16 protein-coding genes are annotated in these 15,135 nt (G+C 67.6%); 9 read left to right on the forward strand and 7 right to left on the reverse strand.

Features of this window, described 5'->3' with window-relative positions; all coding sequences use genetic code 11:
* Positions 1-9: 9 nt before the first annotated feature.
* Together rffA and HYG95_RS10390 are read right to left on the reverse strand one after the other, a co-directional pair.
* Positions 10-1,146 carry a dTDP-4-amino-4,6-dideoxygalactose transaminase gene (gene rffA, locus HYG95_RS10385; RefSeq protein WP_181697765.1) on the reverse strand — a complete coding sequence of 379 codons (1,137 nt, stop codon included), beginning with the start codon at positions 1,144-1,146 and terminating at the stop codon, positions 10-12.
* A complete protein-coding gene (locus HYG95_RS10390; RefSeq protein WP_225282608.1) occupies positions 1,143-2,183 on the reverse strand; it encodes a glycosyltransferase in 1,041 nt (346 codons plus the stop codon). Before HYG95_RS10390 ends, rffA begins: the two co-directional genes overlap by 4 nt.
* A gap of 214 nt (positions 2,184-2,397) precedes the next feature.
* Here HYG95_RS10390 and HYG95_RS10395 point away from each other — a divergent pair, with 214 nt between their 5' ends.
* The 3 genes from HYG95_RS10395 to HYG95_RS10405 are packed head-to-tail and all read left to right on the forward strand — an operon-like array spanning position 2,398 to position 5,303.
* Positions 2,398-4,629 (forward strand): hypothetical protein, encoded by a 2,232-nt coding sequence (locus HYG95_RS10395; RefSeq protein ID WP_181697766.1) that lies wholly within the window; start codon positions 2,398-2,400, stop codon positions 4,627-4,629.
* The gene (locus tag HYG95_RS10400; RefSeq protein WP_181697767.1) at positions 4,626-5,069 is read left to right on the forward strand and encodes a GtrA family protein; all 444 of its coding nucleotides are present in this window, start codon (positions 4,626-4,628) and stop codon (positions 5,067-5,069) included. Before HYG95_RS10395 ends, HYG95_RS10400 begins: the two co-directional genes overlap by 4 nt.
* Positions 5,070-5,078: 9 nt before the next feature.
* Positions 5,079-5,303, forward strand: a complete 225-nt coding sequence (locus tag HYG95_RS10405; protein ID WP_181697768.1) for a Trm112 family protein — start codon at positions 5,079-5,081, stop codon at positions 5,301-5,303.
* A 6-nt stretch (positions 5,304-5,309) separates the two neighbouring features.
* Here the strand turns inward: HYG95_RS10405 and HYG95_RS10410 are convergent, their stop codons facing one another.
* The 5 genes from HYG95_RS10410 to HYG95_RS24800 form a co-directional block, all read right to left on the reverse strand.
* The gene (locus tag HYG95_RS10410) at positions 5,310-5,930 is read right to left on the reverse strand and encodes a TetR family transcriptional regulator (RefSeq protein WP_181697769.1); all 621 of its coding nucleotides are present in this window, start codon (positions 5,928-5,930) and stop codon (positions 5,310-5,312) included.
* A gap of 52 nt (positions 5,931-5,982) precedes the next feature.
* Positions 5,983-6,738: an ABC transporter permease gene (locus tag HYG95_RS10415; protein WP_181697770.1), complete on the reverse strand. Its 756-nt coding sequence runs from the start codon at positions 6,736-6,738 to the stop codon at positions 5,983-5,985.
* On the reverse strand, positions 6,735-7,466 hold the full coding sequence (locus HYG95_RS10420) for an ABC transporter ATP-binding protein (RefSeq protein ID WP_181697771.1): 732 nt from the start codon (positions 7,464-7,466) through the stop codon (positions 6,735-6,737). The genes HYG95_RS10415 and HYG95_RS10420 overlap by 4 nt, the downstream gene beginning before the upstream one ends.
* Before the next feature lie 73 nt (positions 7,467-7,539).
* Positions 7,540-8,442 carry a multicopper oxidase family protein gene (locus HYG95_RS24795; RefSeq protein ID WP_370465745.1) on the reverse strand — a complete coding sequence of 301 codons (903 nt, stop codon included), beginning with the start codon at positions 8,440-8,442 and terminating at the stop codon, positions 7,540-7,542.
* A complete protein-coding gene (locus HYG95_RS24800; protein ID WP_255495153.1) occupies positions 8,439-8,801 on the reverse strand; it encodes a multicopper oxidase domain-containing protein in 363 nt (120 codons plus the stop codon). The genes HYG95_RS24795 and HYG95_RS24800 overlap by 4 nt, the downstream gene beginning before the upstream one ends.
* A gap of 158 nt (positions 8,802-8,959) precedes the next feature.
* On the opposite strand from HYG95_RS24800, the gene HYG95_RS10430 reads away from it, so the two are divergent.
* From HYG95_RS10430 to tyrS, 6 genes are all read left to right on the forward strand, one after another.
* A complete protein-coding gene (locus HYG95_RS10430) occupies positions 8,960-10,135 on the forward strand; it encodes an NAD(P)/FAD-dependent oxidoreductase (protein WP_181697772.1) in 1,176 nt (391 codons plus the stop codon).
* A 4-nt stretch (positions 10,136-10,139) separates the two neighbouring features.
* A complete protein-coding gene (locus HYG95_RS10435) occupies positions 10,140-11,018 on the forward strand; it encodes an RNA polymerase sigma-70 factor (protein WP_220139268.1) in 879 nt (292 codons plus the stop codon).
* 37 nt (positions 11,019-11,055) lie between these two features.
* Positions 11,056-11,679 carry a DNA-3-methyladenine glycosylase gene (locus HYG95_RS10440; protein ID WP_181697774.1) on the forward strand — a complete coding sequence of 208 codons (624 nt, stop codon included), beginning with the start codon at positions 11,056-11,058 and terminating at the stop codon, positions 11,677-11,679.
* 108 nt (positions 11,680-11,787) lie between these two features.
* A complete protein-coding gene (locus HYG95_RS10445) occupies positions 11,788-12,213 on the forward strand; it encodes a DoxX family protein (RefSeq protein WP_181697775.1) in 426 nt (141 codons plus the stop codon).
* A 201-nt stretch (positions 12,214-12,414) separates the two neighbouring features.
* Positions 12,415-13,260 carry an alpha/beta hydrolase gene (locus HYG95_RS10450; protein WP_181697776.1) on the forward strand — a complete coding sequence of 282 codons (846 nt, stop codon included), beginning with the start codon at positions 12,415-12,417 and terminating at the stop codon, positions 13,258-13,260.
* 51 nt (positions 13,261-13,311) lie between these two features.
* Positions 13,312-14,598, forward strand: a complete 1,287-nt coding sequence (tyrS, locus tag HYG95_RS10455) for a tyrosine--tRNA ligase (protein ID WP_181697777.1) — start codon at positions 13,312-13,314, stop codon at positions 14,596-14,598.
* Positions 14,599-15,135 lie beyond the last annotated feature (537 nt).

Raw genomic sequence — 15,135 nt, forward strand, 5'->3', positions numbered from 1 at the left:
ATCGGAAACTTAGACGCGGTACTCCGTGACCGCATCGACGACGCGACCGAGCTGCGCTTCACTGAGCATCGGCCACAACGGCAACCGCACGATGGTGGCCGAGAACTGCGCCGACCGCGTGCACGGCACCGGAGTACGCCCGTACTTGAGCCCCGCCGGGCTCGAATCGAGCGGAATGTAGTGGAACGGGGCGACGATGCCGCGCTCGGCGAGGTGCGCGATGATCCCGTCGCGGCTGTCCTCGGTCGGCATCCGCAGGTAGAACAGGTGCGCGGTGTGGCCACGGTCGGCGGGCACCGTCATCGGGCGCACGTCGTTGGCGGCGGCCCAGTCGGGCAGCGCGGCCGCGTAGGTGTCCCACACCCGGTGGCGGGCGGCCTGGATGGTGTCGAACTCGGCCAGCTGCGCATCGAGGACCGCCGCATTGAGTTCGCTGGGCAGGTAGCTGGAACCGATGTCCTGCCAGGAGTACTTGTCGACCTGCCCGCGCAGGAAGCGAGCACGGTCGGTGCCCTTCTCCCGCATGATCTCGGCGCGACCCATCAGGATCTCGTCCGACAGCAGCAGTGCGCCACCCTCACCGCAATGCACGTTCTTGGTGTCGTGGAAACTCTGGGTGCCCACCGTGCCGATGGTGCCGAGTTGCCTGCCGCGCCAGGTGCCGCCGAGGCCGTGCGCGTTGTCCTCGATGATCGCCACACCGTGCTGCGCGGCCAGTGCCAGCAGCGGTTCCATGTCGGCGGCGACACCGCCGTAGTGCATCACCACGATCGCCTTGGTGCGCTCGGTGATCGCCTCGGCGGCCGCGGCGGGGTCGATATTGCCGGTCGCGTCGTCGATATCGACGAACACACAGGTCGACCCGCGCAGCGCCATCGCGGTGGCGGCCGAGGTGAACGCGAAACTCGGCACGATCACTTCGTCGTCGGGGGCGAGTTCGAGCAGCAGCGCGCCGAGTTCGAGCGCGTGCGTGCAGGACGTGGTGAGCAGCGCGTGTTCGGCGCCGGTGATGGCCTTGATCTTGGCCGTCGCCGACTTGGTGAACTGGCCGTCGCCATGGCTGTGATCGGAATCCAGGACGGCCGACAGGTTGGCGCGCTCGGCGGCGGCACGGAACGGCCTGCTGAAGATGATGCGGTCGTTCACTCGCGGAGGTCCTTGTCCGTCACGGCTGCCGGCACCGCGACGTCGACTCGATGGTTGGAGACCGGCGCGTGCATCGTATCCGGGCGCGGTGTCGGGGTCTGCACGGTCAGGTACAGCGGCTTACCGACCAGGATGTGCAGGGCCACACCGAGATACTCCGCGATCAGGCCGAGCGAGAACAGGGTGGCGCCCGAGCACAGCAGCAGTACGACGATGATCGACGCCCAGCCCTCGGGGTCGTGATTGTCCTGGGTGAGCGCCTGCACCACGATGAACGCGGCCATCGCGACACCGGCGAGCGCCAGGCTCACACCGAGCATGCTCACCAGGCGCAGGCCGCGAGTTCCGCTGCACAGCACCATCTTCCAGAACAGCGAGAACAGGCGACGGTAGTTGTAGCCGGACTCGTCGCGCCCCTCGGCGCGCAACACCACCGGCACCGAGACCGTATTGCCGACAACCCAGGTGAGCGCCACGTCCAGGTAGACGCCGTTGGCGGCGACCTCGGCCAGCTGACGGCCGATATCGCCGCGGATCAGTCGGAAGCTCTCGAACCGGGTGGAATCGGGGAAGGCGAACACGGTGGCCAGCACGATCTTCGCGCCGCGTGAGGTGAGGTTGCGCAGGAAGCCGTGTGGGCGGGTGTTGGACGGCTTGGAGTAGACGAGATCCGCGCGCGAGGCCAGTGCCGCGTCGAGGAAGTCGGCGATGAAGGCCGGGTCGTGCTGGCCGTCCTCGTCCATCGTGACGATCCAGTCGCCGCGCGCTGCCGCCATGCCCGCGATGGTCGCCGCGTCCTGACCGAAGTTGCGGCTCAACCACACCGCGCGCACCTGCGGGTAGGAGCCCTCCATTTCCTGCAGCACCACATCGGAGCGATCCGGCCCGTTGTCGTGGACGAGGATGATCTCTTCCACCGCGAACCGCGCACCCGATGGGGTCGTGCTCGGCCCGGTGAGCCCGTCCAATTCGGCGACCAGCGCGGCGATTGTGTCCTCACCGCGGTAGACGGGGACGACCACCGACACCGAATGCACCGGATGCGAACCGTTGCGCTCGGCGGCGCCCGCGCGTGGCACAGCGCCGGACCGGGACGAATGTGCGGTGGGAAGCGGCATGGGTCGACTTTCGGTGTCTTGGCAGGCGAGGGGTGTGGGCACTCTAACACCGCACGGTGACGGGTCGGCGGTGCCGGATCGGGCTGTGCGAGGAGCTGTCACGCGGGGATGCCTGTAGGGTCTGGTGCTCGTGGTGGAAAGTAGAAACCCGTCCCGACGTTCGGTCTACATCTGGGGCTTGATCACCGCCCTCGGCGTGATCGCGGGCTATGGCGCGGTACTACTCGCCAACGTCCGGCACTTCTACACCGACGACACCGAATCGCAGTACGTGCCGCTGTGGGTGATGCTCGGCAACCGGCTGCGCGACGGCGATCTGCCGGTGATGGTCCCCGAGCACTGGATGGCGGGCAACTACGCCATCGAAGAAGCGGGCCTGCTGAATCCGCCGCAGCTGCTGATCGATCTGATCGCGCCCTCGGTGGACAACCTCGTGCTCTACGCGACCGTGGTGAAGCTGATCTTCGCGATCATCCTCGGGCTCGGCGTCTACCGGATCTGCCTGGTCTACGGCTCGCGCGTGCAGTGGGCGGCGCTGGCCGGCGTGTCGATCCCGTTCACGGGCTGGCTGCTGTTCTTCGACGAGGCCAGCTGGATGACGGCGTTCACCGGCACCGCCTGGATGGTGCACGCGTGGGCTTCGGGTGTGCGCTACGCGCGCGGAAACAGCGGCCCGATTCCCGTTTTCGTGTATCTGTACCTGGCGATTTCGGTGCAGTACATCTTCCCGGCGGTCGAGGCCGGGCTGATGATCGGCGCGGTCGCCATCGGCGAACTCGTCTACCAGCGGACCTGGCGGCCGACGCTGCGGCTGCTGTTCGTCTCCGGCCTCGCCGCGCTGGCCGGGCTGGCCACCTACCTGCCGAGCATGCTGTCGGCGAAGGTCACCTGGCGCGGAACCGCCCAGATCAACAACGACCAGTTCCTCACCGTGCCGTGGTCGGAGTCGCTGAACGCGAGCCTGCCCACCACACTGCCCGCGTTCACCTCCTGGTGGGGCTACGTGCAGCCGATGCCGGTGGTCTACATCGCCTGGTTCCTCGTTCCGGCACTGGCGTTCGTGGACTGGAACCGGGCGCGCGGTGCGTGGCGCGAGCTCACCGGCATCGCCGTGTTCGCGATCGCCGCACTGATGTGGACCGCGGGTCCCGGCACCATCGGCCCGCTGCGCTGGCCGGCCCGGGTGCTGCCGATGGTCGCGCTCGGCCTGCTGCTGCTGGTCTGTGTGCTGCTCGGCCGGTTCGCGACCTTCAAGGACTGGCGGGCGCGAGGCATCGCGGCGGCTGTGCTGATCGCACTGCTGTGGGTGCGGTCGTTCTCGGCCGACCCGCACAACTGGATCGCCCACGTCATCGCCGCGCTCGCGCTCGCGGCGCTCGGTGCGGCCGTGGTGTGGCTGGCGGTGCAGAAGAGCACGACCGCCGCGGTCGCCCTCGCGATCATCGCGGTGTTCCCCATCGCCTACATCCAGGTCGAGCGCGCCCAACCGACACCCATGAGCTGGAACCTGCCGAGCGACCGGGCCGCCGCCCGCGCCGCGTTCCCCGAATTCGCGGGCACCACGCTGCAACTCGGTGACCGTGCCCTGATCCCGCCGGGGGAGCGCTCCCTCGACGGCGCCTACGGTTCGCTGGTGTTCGGCAACTACGCCAAGGACATCGAACGCACCTACGTCAGCGGCTACACCCCGAACGGGCACTACTGGTTCGGCGACATGCTCTGCATGCGCTGGGACACCAGCGTCTGCCCCGACGCCTACCGGCGCGCGTTCGCCGTCGAGCCGTCGACGGGCAAGACCGTGGTCGACCTGATGAACATCGACCGGGTGGTCCTGCACCGCGCCCTCTACCCGGACGCCGCCGCCCAACCGGCCCCGGCGGGCTGGAAGTGGGTCGACTACCCCGGCCACGAGAAGTACATCGCGGTGCTCGAACGCGAGGACGGCCTGATCTCCACCCGCAACGGCCGCATCTCGGCCGTCGAGAACGCGACCGCCGTCTCCACCTCCGAGAGCGACACCACCAGCAAGGTTCGGGTGAGCTCGGAAAACGGTGGACGGGTGGTGTTCGCGCGGCTGGGCTGGCCGGGCTACCGGGTGAGTCTCGACGGCAAGGACATCCCGTTCAAGGTGGTCGCCAAGAGCTTCGTCGCCGTCGACGTCCCCGCCGGAACAACCGATGCCGAACTCGAACTGACCTGGCGTCCGCCGGGCTGGAAGATCGGCGGCGCCGCGATCGGCCTCGGCCTGCTCGGGCTCGCGTTCTTCCAGTGGCTGTACGTGCGCGGCCGCAAGCCCGAACAGGAAGCGCCCGCCGCGGAAACCATCCCCGACGGCGACGCCGAACTCGCGGACGCGCTGCGATGACCACCGAGGCGGTCCCCGCCGACGGCGTGCTCGCCACGCCGGGCCCACTGCTGCGGATCGTCAAGCGCCAGGAACTGGCGTTCGCGATCGTCGGCGGGTTCAACACGCTGCTCGGCATGGTGCTCGTCGTGTGCTGGCTGCAGGTACTCGGCGACGACCGCCCCGGCCTGTCCGTCGTCGCGGCGTACGCGGTGAGCACGGTGGTGGCGTTCGTCCTGCATCGGACCCTGGTATTCCGGGTCAGCGGCAGACTCCTGCGTGACTTCGTCGCCTTCTGTGGCGTGAACGCGGGCGGGCTCGTGCTGAACGTGGTGCTCGTGGAACTCGCGGTGACGGCGTTCGGGTTTCCCGCCGAGCCGGCGTCGGTGGTGGTGATGGGTCTGGTCGCGGTGCTCAGCTTCTTCGGACACCGCTACATCTCGTTCCGGCGAGCGCGGTAGGTTAGGCACATGGCGCACGAATCCACCATCGACGCAACCCTGCTCGGCCTGCTGGCCTGCCCCCAGGACAAGGGCCCGCTGCAGCTGGTGCGCACCGAAGCCGGTGCCAGCGTGCTCTACAACCCCCGCCTGCGCCGCGCCTACCCGATCGACAACGGCATCCCGGTGCTGCTGATCGACGAGGCTCGCGACGTCACCGACGCCGAACACGAATTCTTCCTCGCCGAATCCTGAGCCGGTTCAGTTCGGCCCAGCGGCCTCGATCCGGCCCGTCAGGTACCGCTGCATACTCGGCCCGACCGCCGCGACGACCGCGTCGAGCGGCATCGAGGCGAGCGGCTCCACACAGATCACTTTGCGCGCGACCAGGACGCCCATCATCTGGGCCGCCGCCAGTGACACACGGGCCTGACCGTCGTCGTCCGGTCGCGCGATTCGGACGCGCACCCGTTCCAGCACCACCTTCAGCAGGAATGTACGCGTCATGTCCGCGTCGCCGGTGAGCATGCTGCGCACCATGGCGACGATGCCTGGCCCGGCGGGCGAGTCCCATATCCCCACCACCGCGCGCACGATCGCCGCACCGAGCTCGTCCAGCGGCGCCGAATCCACAATGGTGAGGGTGGCTTCCGGGTCGACCGGGAATTCGACGACGGCCGCGAACAACTGCTGCTTGGTGCCGAAATAGTGGTGCACGAGGGCGGGGTCGACCTGCGCGGCGGCGGCAACCGCGCGGATCGAGGTCTTGTCGAACCCGGTTTCGGCGAAGCGCGCACGGGCGGCGTCCAGGATCGCCGCCCGGGTGTCGACATTGCCCGGCCGTCGCCCCGACCGTGTGCCAGGCGATCTCTTCGCGCTCATCCCAGGACTCCTCCACCGACCGACGCGCGGACCCGCTCCGCGCCGTGCTCCGCTACGGCGTGCGTCTGCGCAGTGTCGCAGCGCCAAGACACAGTGCCACAATCGCGAACCCGGCAACGACGGCGATATCGCGCCACATCGTCGCGGTGGGTTCGGCATTGATCGACACCTCTTGGAGCGCGTCGACGGCGTAACTCAACGGCAGGACATCGCTGATCGCCTCCAGCCAGCCGGGCAGCCGGTCACGCGGAACGAGCAAGCCGCACAGGAAGATCTGCGGCGCGACGATCACCGGCATGAACTGCACCGCCTGGAATTCGGTGCGCGCGAACGCGCTGGCGAGCAGGCCGAGCGCCACCCCGCACACCGCGTCGACCACGGCGATCAGCATCACCCACCCCGGATTACCGGCCGCCTCGAGATCGAGCAGCCAGAACGCCACAACACATGCCACGGCGGCTTGCGCGGCGGCGGCCAGCGAGAACGCGGTGCCGTATCCGGCGAGCAGATCCAGTTTGCGCAGGGGAGTGGTGAGCAGCCGTTCCAGGGTGCCCGAGGTGCGTTCGCGCTGCATGGCGATAGCGGTGATCAGGAACATCACGATGAACGGCAGAATGCCGAGCATGGTGATGCCCACCCGGTCGAACAGGGTCAGCGGTGCGTGTGGCGCCTGTGGTGTGTCCTGATAGATGAAGTACAGCAGCGTCATCAGTAGTGCCGGGACGACGAGAATCATGGCGACGGTGCGGTGATCGTTGCGCAGCTGCCGCAGGATCCGGCCGGTGGTCGCGGTGTAGGGAGTGCTCATGCCCGCGTTCCCTTCGTGATGAGGGCGAGGAACGCCGTTTCGAGATTCTGTTCGCCGGTGCGTTCCCGGAGTTCGGCGGGGCTGAGCTGGGCGAGGAGCTCGCCGTCGCGCATCAGCAGCAGCCGGTCGCAGTGTTCGGCCTCGTCCATCACATGACTCGAGACGAGCAGGGTCGTTCCCGCCGAGGCCAATTCGCGGAATCGCTGCCACAGTTCCACCCGCAGCACCGGATCGAGGCCGACGGTCGGTTCGTCGAGAACCAGCAGCTCGGGCCTGCCGACCAGCGCGCACGCCAGCGAGGCGCGGGTCTGCTGCCCACCGGAGAGCTGGTCGCCCAGCTGGTCGGCGTGATCGGTCAAACCGACTGCGGCGAGGGCGGATTCGGTGTCGCTGCGGTCGCGCCCGTAGAGCGCCGCGTAGTAGGCGACATTGTCGCGGACGCTGATATCGGCGTAGATGCTCGGCGCCTGGGTGACGTACCCGACCCGGCGTCGCAACCCGCCGCTACCCGCGGCTTCGCCCAGGACGGTGACCGTGCCCGATTCCACCAGCTGGGTGCCGACGATGCTGCGCATCAGAGTGGTCTTGCCACATCCGGACGGCCCGAGCAGCCCGGTGATGGTTCCCGGCTCGATCCGTAGATCCAGTCCTTGGAGCACAGCGCGTTTCCCTCGGCGGACGGTCAGACCTACCACCTCGACGGCGGGTGATGATGGGGTGCGCGACATGGTCGCCTCAATTCATCAAGTGTTGAATTCACTACCTGATGAATTTAACTCCGTACTGGCAGCGCGGCAAGGGTCAGTGCTCGTGACCCGGGAGTGTCGCGGGAGCCTGACCAGACTCGACGACCACGAACTGGCCCATCATCCCCTGGTCCTCGTGCCACAGCAGATGGCAGTGGTACCTGTACGGCGTGTCCGGATCGGCGGGCCCGTCGAACCGCAGTACCAGCCGCGCCGTCGTGTTCGGCGGCAGGAACACGGTGTCCTTGGCGCCGGCCAGTTCGGGCGGTGGTGGGCCGCCGTTGTACTCGGTGATCCGGAATTGCACGTCGTGAACGTGGAAGTTGTGGGCCTGACCGTCGGCATTGGCCACCACCCACGTCTCGGTGGTGCCCCGGGTGACGACGGTGTCGATCCGGTCCATGGCCATCGCGTTTCCGTTGATCGCCGTACCGGCCAGCTCGAACTGCCGTTCGGTCACCGAGTCCTCAGGGTTCGGAAGAGTTTGCGCGGCGAGGTATTCCGGGACAGCCGTCGAGGGCCTCAGGGTCTCGGCCGCACGCAACTCGAGCACGTCGAAACTGTCGTCACCACCGGAGAACCGATTTCCCCAGAAGTCCATGCCCACATCCAGCTGACCACTGCGCAACACCGTGCGCTCACCCGGCCGCATCCGCACCACGATCTCGGCGCGTTCGCCAGGCGACAGCCGCACCCGATCCAGAGTCACGGGTCGCTCGAGCAACCCGCCGTCGGTGCCTACCAGCGCGAACTGCCGGGTGTCGTCGAAGGCGAAGGTGTAGACCCGCGCGGTCGAGGCATTGAGCAGTCGCAACCGGACGAGCTCGTCGCCCACCTCGCGATACGGGTCGAGGGTGCCGTTGACCATCGTCCGATCGCCGAGGAAGCCGGTATTGCGGAAGATCTTGTGCGCGCCGTCGAGCCGGTCGTCGCGCAGCCGCACGTCCTGCACGATCACCGGCAGGTCGTCGACGCCTCGGGCAACTCGTTGCGCACCCGCACACGGACCTTCTCGCCCCGGTTCGCACGCAATGTCGGCCCGAGATAGCTGCCGTTGAATCCCCATGTCTCGGTGGCTTCACCGGCCTCGAATTCAGTTGTCCCCGTGCGCATATCGAGGGAGAAGACTCTGGTGCCGTCGGCATCGATGCTGCTGTCGGCCAGGGGTGGGATATTCAGCGGTCGCGTGAACTCTGTTGTGCCGACCGTCGATACGTCGGCCGACGACCACGTCCACGTCACCACGCTCGCGATCACTGTGACGAAAGCGATCGCGAGCGCGCAGCTGCCGAGGACGAGCCGGCGGAGAGTTCGCATGTCACGACGCTAGGTCTGCCCGACCCACCGTCACATCGGGAGCGTCACCCATTCGGACCCTGACTTTCCGTCGCTGTGATGCGGGTCACTTCGGCGGGTTGTCACGTTCGAGGGTCCTGTCTTGTCCCATGCACGACTTCACCGAAAAGGAGCAGGACATGACCACCACCACGCATCGCATCGTCGTCCTCGGTGCCGGCTACACCGGCTTGCTCGCGGCCGTCCGCCTGGCCCGCCGCACCAGGAAAACGAACGTGCACATCACCCTGGTCAACCCGTCGGCCCGCTTCACCGAACGCCTCAGGATGCACCAGATCGCGGCCGGTCAGGAGTTGGCGCACCACGACATCCCGACGATCCTCGCCGGTACCGGAATCCGGTTCGTCCAGGGGTTCGCCACCGTCATCGATCCGGACGCCCGCCGCGTGTACGTCGACGGATTCGGTGACATCACCTACGACGAACTGATCTATGCCCTCGGCAGCAGCACCGACACCTCCGTGGTCCCCGGCGTCGCCGACCACGCCTGGACACTGAACGATCCCCGGCGCGCGCACGACTTCGCGCGCCGGGTGGCCGCCTGCCGCACCGTCACCGTGTGCGGCGCTGGTCTCACCGGGATCGAGGCAGCCACCGAGATCGCCGAAAGCCACCCGGACGTGCGTGTCACCCTCGTCAGCTCCGGCCAACTCGGCGCCATGATGGGCACCAAGGCCCGCACCTATCTGAACACCGTGCTCGACCGGCTCGCCATCGTGCGGGAGATCGGTCAGCGGGTGACCGAGGTGACCGCCGATTCCGTCGTCCTCGCCGACCGCCGACAGATCGACACCGATCTCACCCTGTGGACCAGCGGCGTGCGCGTGTCACCCCTGGCCGCCGAGTCCGGGATCGAGACGGACGAACGCGGACTGATCGTCGTCGGGCCAACACTGAAGTCGGTGTCGCACCCCACGATTCGCGCCATCGGCGACGCCGCCGCGATCCGTCAACCGTGGGGGCAGATCCACGGCACCTGCCAGAGCGGCCTGCCCTCGGCCACCTACGCCGCCGATGCGATCGCCGCCGAGCTGCGCGGAAAGACCGTGCGTCCCTTCCGCTTCGGCTACTTCCACCAGCCCGTCAGCCTCGGACGCCGCGCCGCCGTCATCCAGTTCACCCGCGCCGACGACACACCGGGCCGGTTCTACCTCACCGGCTGGGCCGCCCGGACCTACAAGGAGATGGTCAGCAGCAGCCCGGTCCCGGCGATCAAGGCGACCAAGCGGGTGCCTGTCGATCTGCAACTGTCCAAGGGCGGCGCGGCGACCCGCGATCTCGTCCGTCATGGTTGAGCACATGCAGGAGCACGACCCGTTCGTCGACCATCGCAGGCTGCTGTTCGCCACCGCCTACCGCATGCTCGGTACCGTCACCGACGCCGAGGACGTCCTGCAGGACGCCTGGCTGAAGTGGCACGAGACCGACCGGTCGGCGGTGGCCAACCCCCGCGCCTATCTGGTCCGCACCGTCACCAATCTCGCGCTGAACCGGCTCACCAGCGCCCGCGCCGTCCGTGAGAAGTACGTCGGTCCGTGGCTGCCCGAGCCGGTGCTCACCACACCCGACATCGCCGAGGACACCGCATTGGCCGACACCGTCTCCACCGCCATGCTCGTCGTACTGGAAACACTGACCCCGGTGGAACGGGCGGTCTTCCTGCTGCGCGAGGTGTTCGGCTACTCCCACGCCGAAATCGCCGAAACACTCGACCGCTCCGAGGCGGGCGTCCGCCAGATCGCGCACCGTGCGAAGAGCCACGTCCAATCACGACGCCCCCGCTTCGACGCCGACAAGGCCGCTCGCGCCCGCGTCACCGAACAGTTCATGGCCGCCTGCTCCGGCGGCGACCTCAACGCCTTGATGAACCTGCTCGCTCCCGACGTGACCTGCTGGTCCGACGGCGGCGGCATCGTCACGGCCGCTCGCCGCCCCCTGCACGGCCCCGATCATGTCGCGCGCTGGATCCTCGGCGTGCTCGCCAAACCGTCCTCGACCGGTGCCGAACTCGCCGCCACCGACATCAACGGTGAACTCGGCGCACTCATCACCTTCGCGGGCACGCCGGGTGCCGCCTTCACATTCGACCTGGTCGACGGCCGGATCCAGAACCTGCGTTTCCAGGTCAACCCGACCAAACTCGCCGGCCTGAACGAGGGTCGCGACCTGCTCGGCTGACGGGGTGTGGCGCTCGCGCGGATCGTTGCGGGTGAGAATGGGCGTCGTGTCTGCTCAGGAACTCGCTGTCGACCCGGCCGCCGCGGCGTGCCGGATACTCGGATCGGTATTGAGGTCGGGGCCGGTGGCGATACGCATCGTGGAAGTCGAGGCCTACGGGAGCGATGCGACCGGGCCGTGGCCGGATCCGGCGGCGCACTCGTGGCCGGGACCGACCGCACGCAACGCGGTGATGTTCGGCCCCGCCGGGCGGCTCTACGTGTACCGCTCGTACGGAATTCACCTGTGCGTCAACGTGACCGCAGGCTTCGACGGTGTCGCGTGCGCGGTGCTCGTCCGGGCCGGGGAAGTGGTCGAGGGCGCCGAGATCGCCCGCGAACGCAGGCCCGCCGCACGCGCCGACGCCGACCTCGCACGGGGACCGGGCAATGTGGGCAGTGCGCTGGGAATCAGCCTGTCCGACTACGGAACCGAGCTGTTCGACCCGTTCTCGCAGGTACGGCTCGAACTGAAGCCCCCGGTGCCGCTCGCCGAGATCGCCTCGGGCCCACGCGTGGGCGTGAGCCTGGCCGCCGAGGTGCCCTGGCGGTTCTGGTTGCCCGGCTCGTCGGCCGTCTCCACCTACCGGCGCAGTCCGCGTGCCACCAAACCCGTGAGCTAGCAGCGATTTCGAAATTCTTCGCCGACAGCGATGAGTTCTGCGGCGACGGCCCGTCCTATCAGTTGAACGCGCTACCCACCGAGCGCGACCGACCAGAAGGACGACAAGATGACCACCGCCACGCTTTCCGCGAACTCCACCTCCGCCGCCACCTACCGCCCCGGCAAGATCCGCAACCGCGTCCTGTGGACCCTGCAGATCGTGCTCGGCCTGTTCTTCATCATCGCCTCGGGCGGCCCCAAGCTGGTGATTCCGCACATTCTCATGGAGAACCCGCCGGCGAACATGACGATCCCGCTGGGTTTGCTCATCTTCATCGGCGTCGCGGAGGTCGCGGGCGGAATCGGTCTCATGGTGCCGCGCGTGTCCGCGCTGGCCGCCGCCGGTCTCTCGGTGCTCACCGTGCTCGCCGCCGCTACCCAGGCCTTCATCGCCGACCTGCCCGGAATGGCGATCTTCCCGCTGGTGCTCGCCGCGATCTTCGCCTGGATCGCCTACGAACGCCGCGCCACCATCACCGCGCTGACGCGATGAGCCACAACCCCACACGCTGACGATCACCGGACACCGAGTCCGGTGATCTCGGCGTGTCCGGGGCAGTCCCGCGACCGAATGGTGGGTTCGGTCGCGGGAGACAAAGTGTCGGCGCCGATCTCGTCTGCGAAGCCACTGTGGCGCGCGCCACGTAGGTGCGACGATCAGGGACCGGTTCGAGATCGCATCCCAGGAGCACCCGTGTTCAGTTTTTCCAGCACCGACGGCACCGAGATCCATGTGCGCAGCTGGCTGCCGTCGGACACCGAACCGCAGGGCGTCGTGCAGATCGCCCACGGCATGGGCGAACACTCCGAGCGCTACGGCCACCTCGCCGAGCGGTTGTCCGCTCTCGGCTTCGCCGTCTACGCCGACGATCACCGAGGTCACGGCCTCAGCATGGGTGAGGTACCGGGCGAGCTGGGCCCCGACGGCTGGAACCTGCTCGTCGCCGACCTGGTGGCGCTCACCGAGCTCCTGCGCGAACGTCACCCCGGCCTGCCGGTGACGCTCTTCGGCCACAGTCTCGGATCCTTCGCCGTGCAGCAGTACATCCTCGATCACGCCGACCTCGTCGACGAGGTCGTGCTCTGCGGGTCGACCGCCGTCGACGGGTTGTTCGCCGAGATCGCCGCGGCGGGCGGTGACCTGACCGTCTTCTTCAACGCCCGATTCCAGCCGACCCGCACCGACGCCGACTGGATCAGCCGCGACGAAGCCCAGGTCGACGCCTACATCGCCGACCCCTGGTGTGGCTTCGCCATCGACCCGACGAACCTGGGCGAGCTGGCGGCCGTCGCCACCGAGCGGCTGGCGAAGCCGGTGGTGCGTCCCGATCTGCCCGTCTATGTGATGGTCGGCGATCAGGACCCGCTCAACGCGGGACTGCGATTGAGCGATCTGCTGGTGCAGCGCTACCGCGACGCGGGCCTGACCGACCTCACCTATCGGGTCTACGCGGGTGCCCGGCACGAGGTCCTCAACGAAGTCGACCGCGACGAGGTCGAAGCCGACTTGGCCGCCTGGATCACCCGCGCCCGGACCTGAGGACATAACCGGGGTGCGCCCGGCCGACGCGATGCGCAAAGATAGATCCTCGTGACCGGCGACATCTTCGACGAACTGACCTGGCGCGGCCTGATCGCGCAGTCCACCGACCTCGACGAGTTGCGCGCAGCCGCGGCCGCGCAGCCGTTGACGCTGTATGCCGGCTTCGACCCCACCGCCGCCAGCCTGCACGCGGGCCACCTCGTCCCGCTGCTCGCGCTCAAGCGTTTCCAGCGCGCGGGTCACCGCCCGATCGTGCTCGCCGGCGGCGCGACCGGCCTCATCGGCGACCCCCGCGACGTGGGCGAGCGCACCATGAACTCGACGGACACGGTCGCCGAATGGGCTCAGCGCATCCGCGGCCAGCTCGAGCGGTTCGTCGACCTCGACGATTCGCCGACGGGCGCGGTGATCGTCAACAACATGGACTGGACCGGGCCGCTCACCACCGTCGACTTCCTGCGCGATATCGGTAAGCACTTCTCCGTGAACGTCATGCTCGCCCGCGACACCGTCAAACGACGTCTCGAAGGCGAGGGCATCTCCTACACCGAGTTCAGCTACATGCTGCTGCAAGCCAACGACTACCTGCAGTTGCGCCGTGAACACGGCTGCACACTGCAGGTCGGTGGCTCCGATCAGTGGGGCAACATCATCGCCGGCGTCGAACTCAACCGGCGGGTCGACGGGGCGCACGTACACGCGCTCACCGTCCCCCTGGTGACCTCGGCCGACGGCAAGAAGTTCGGCAAGTCCACCGGCGGCGGCAGCCTCTGGCTCGACCCGGAACTCACCAGCCCCTACGCCTGGTACCAGTACTTCGTGAACACCGCCGACGCCGATGTGGTCCGGTACCTGCGCTGGTTCACCTTCCTGAGCCGCGAAGAACTCGACGAGCTGGAACAGGCCACCGCCGAACGGCCCTTCGCACGCGAGGCCCAGAAGCGGCTGGCCGCCGAAATGACGACCCTGGTACACGGCGAAGCCGAGACCCGGGCGGTGGAACTGGCGAGCCAGGCCCTGTTCGGCCGTGGTGATCTGCGCGAACTGCCCGAGTCGACACTCGGCGCGGCCCTGCGCGAGACCGCGATCGACGGCAAGGTCGCCGAGGTCGCGCCCGGCGAGCCCGACACCATCGTCGATCTGCTCGTGGCCTCGGGACTGTGCGACAGCAGGGGAGCGGCACGGCGCGCGGTGAACGAAGGCGGTGCCTCGGTGAACAACGAGCGCATCAGCGACATCGACTGGACCCCGTCGAACACCGACTACCTGCACGGCCAGTGGCTGGTGCTGCGTCGCGGAAAGAAGAACATGGCGGGCGTGCGTCGGATAGCCTGATCCAGGAGCGGAGGCCTGAATCACATTCGTGTGATTCAGGCCGGTTCCGCTGCGTCGGTCGTGGCGCTGACCTGCGGGAATGCGCTGGCATCCAGGCGATTTGACGTTGCGTTATCCGGCGCGTAACTTATTGGAAGTCAGAGCGACACGGACGCAAGAGCCGGAGAGCGCCTGACAGGCCAAGATCAAGTGACCAGGGTAGCGATTGACATCGCCTGGAAGCGTGGTTAGGCTGGAACAGTTGCCCAGCGGAAGATCTGAAGAGATTCGGTGATCTGCTTGTGCGTGTGTTCTTTGAGAACTCAATAGTGTGTCGATGAATGTCAGTGCCAATATTTTTATTGGTTCCAGCCTTCGCGTACCCCCCGGTCGTGGGAGGTTGGACATTTTTGAACAACAGCGAATCTTAATTTGCTGGTGTTCGCTTTGCTAGATTTTTCGGACTCTAGTTAGATATTTCTGATTACACCCTTCGGGGTGTGGTTGAGAGTCTTCAACGGAGAGTTTGATTCTGGCTCAGGACGAACGCTAGCGGCG

The sequence above is a fragment of the Nocardia sp. GTS18 genome, from assembly GCF_013839555.1.
Classification (GTDB): domain Bacteria; phylum Actinomycetota; class Actinomycetes; order Mycobacteriales; family Mycobacteriaceae; genus Nocardia; species Nocardia rosealba.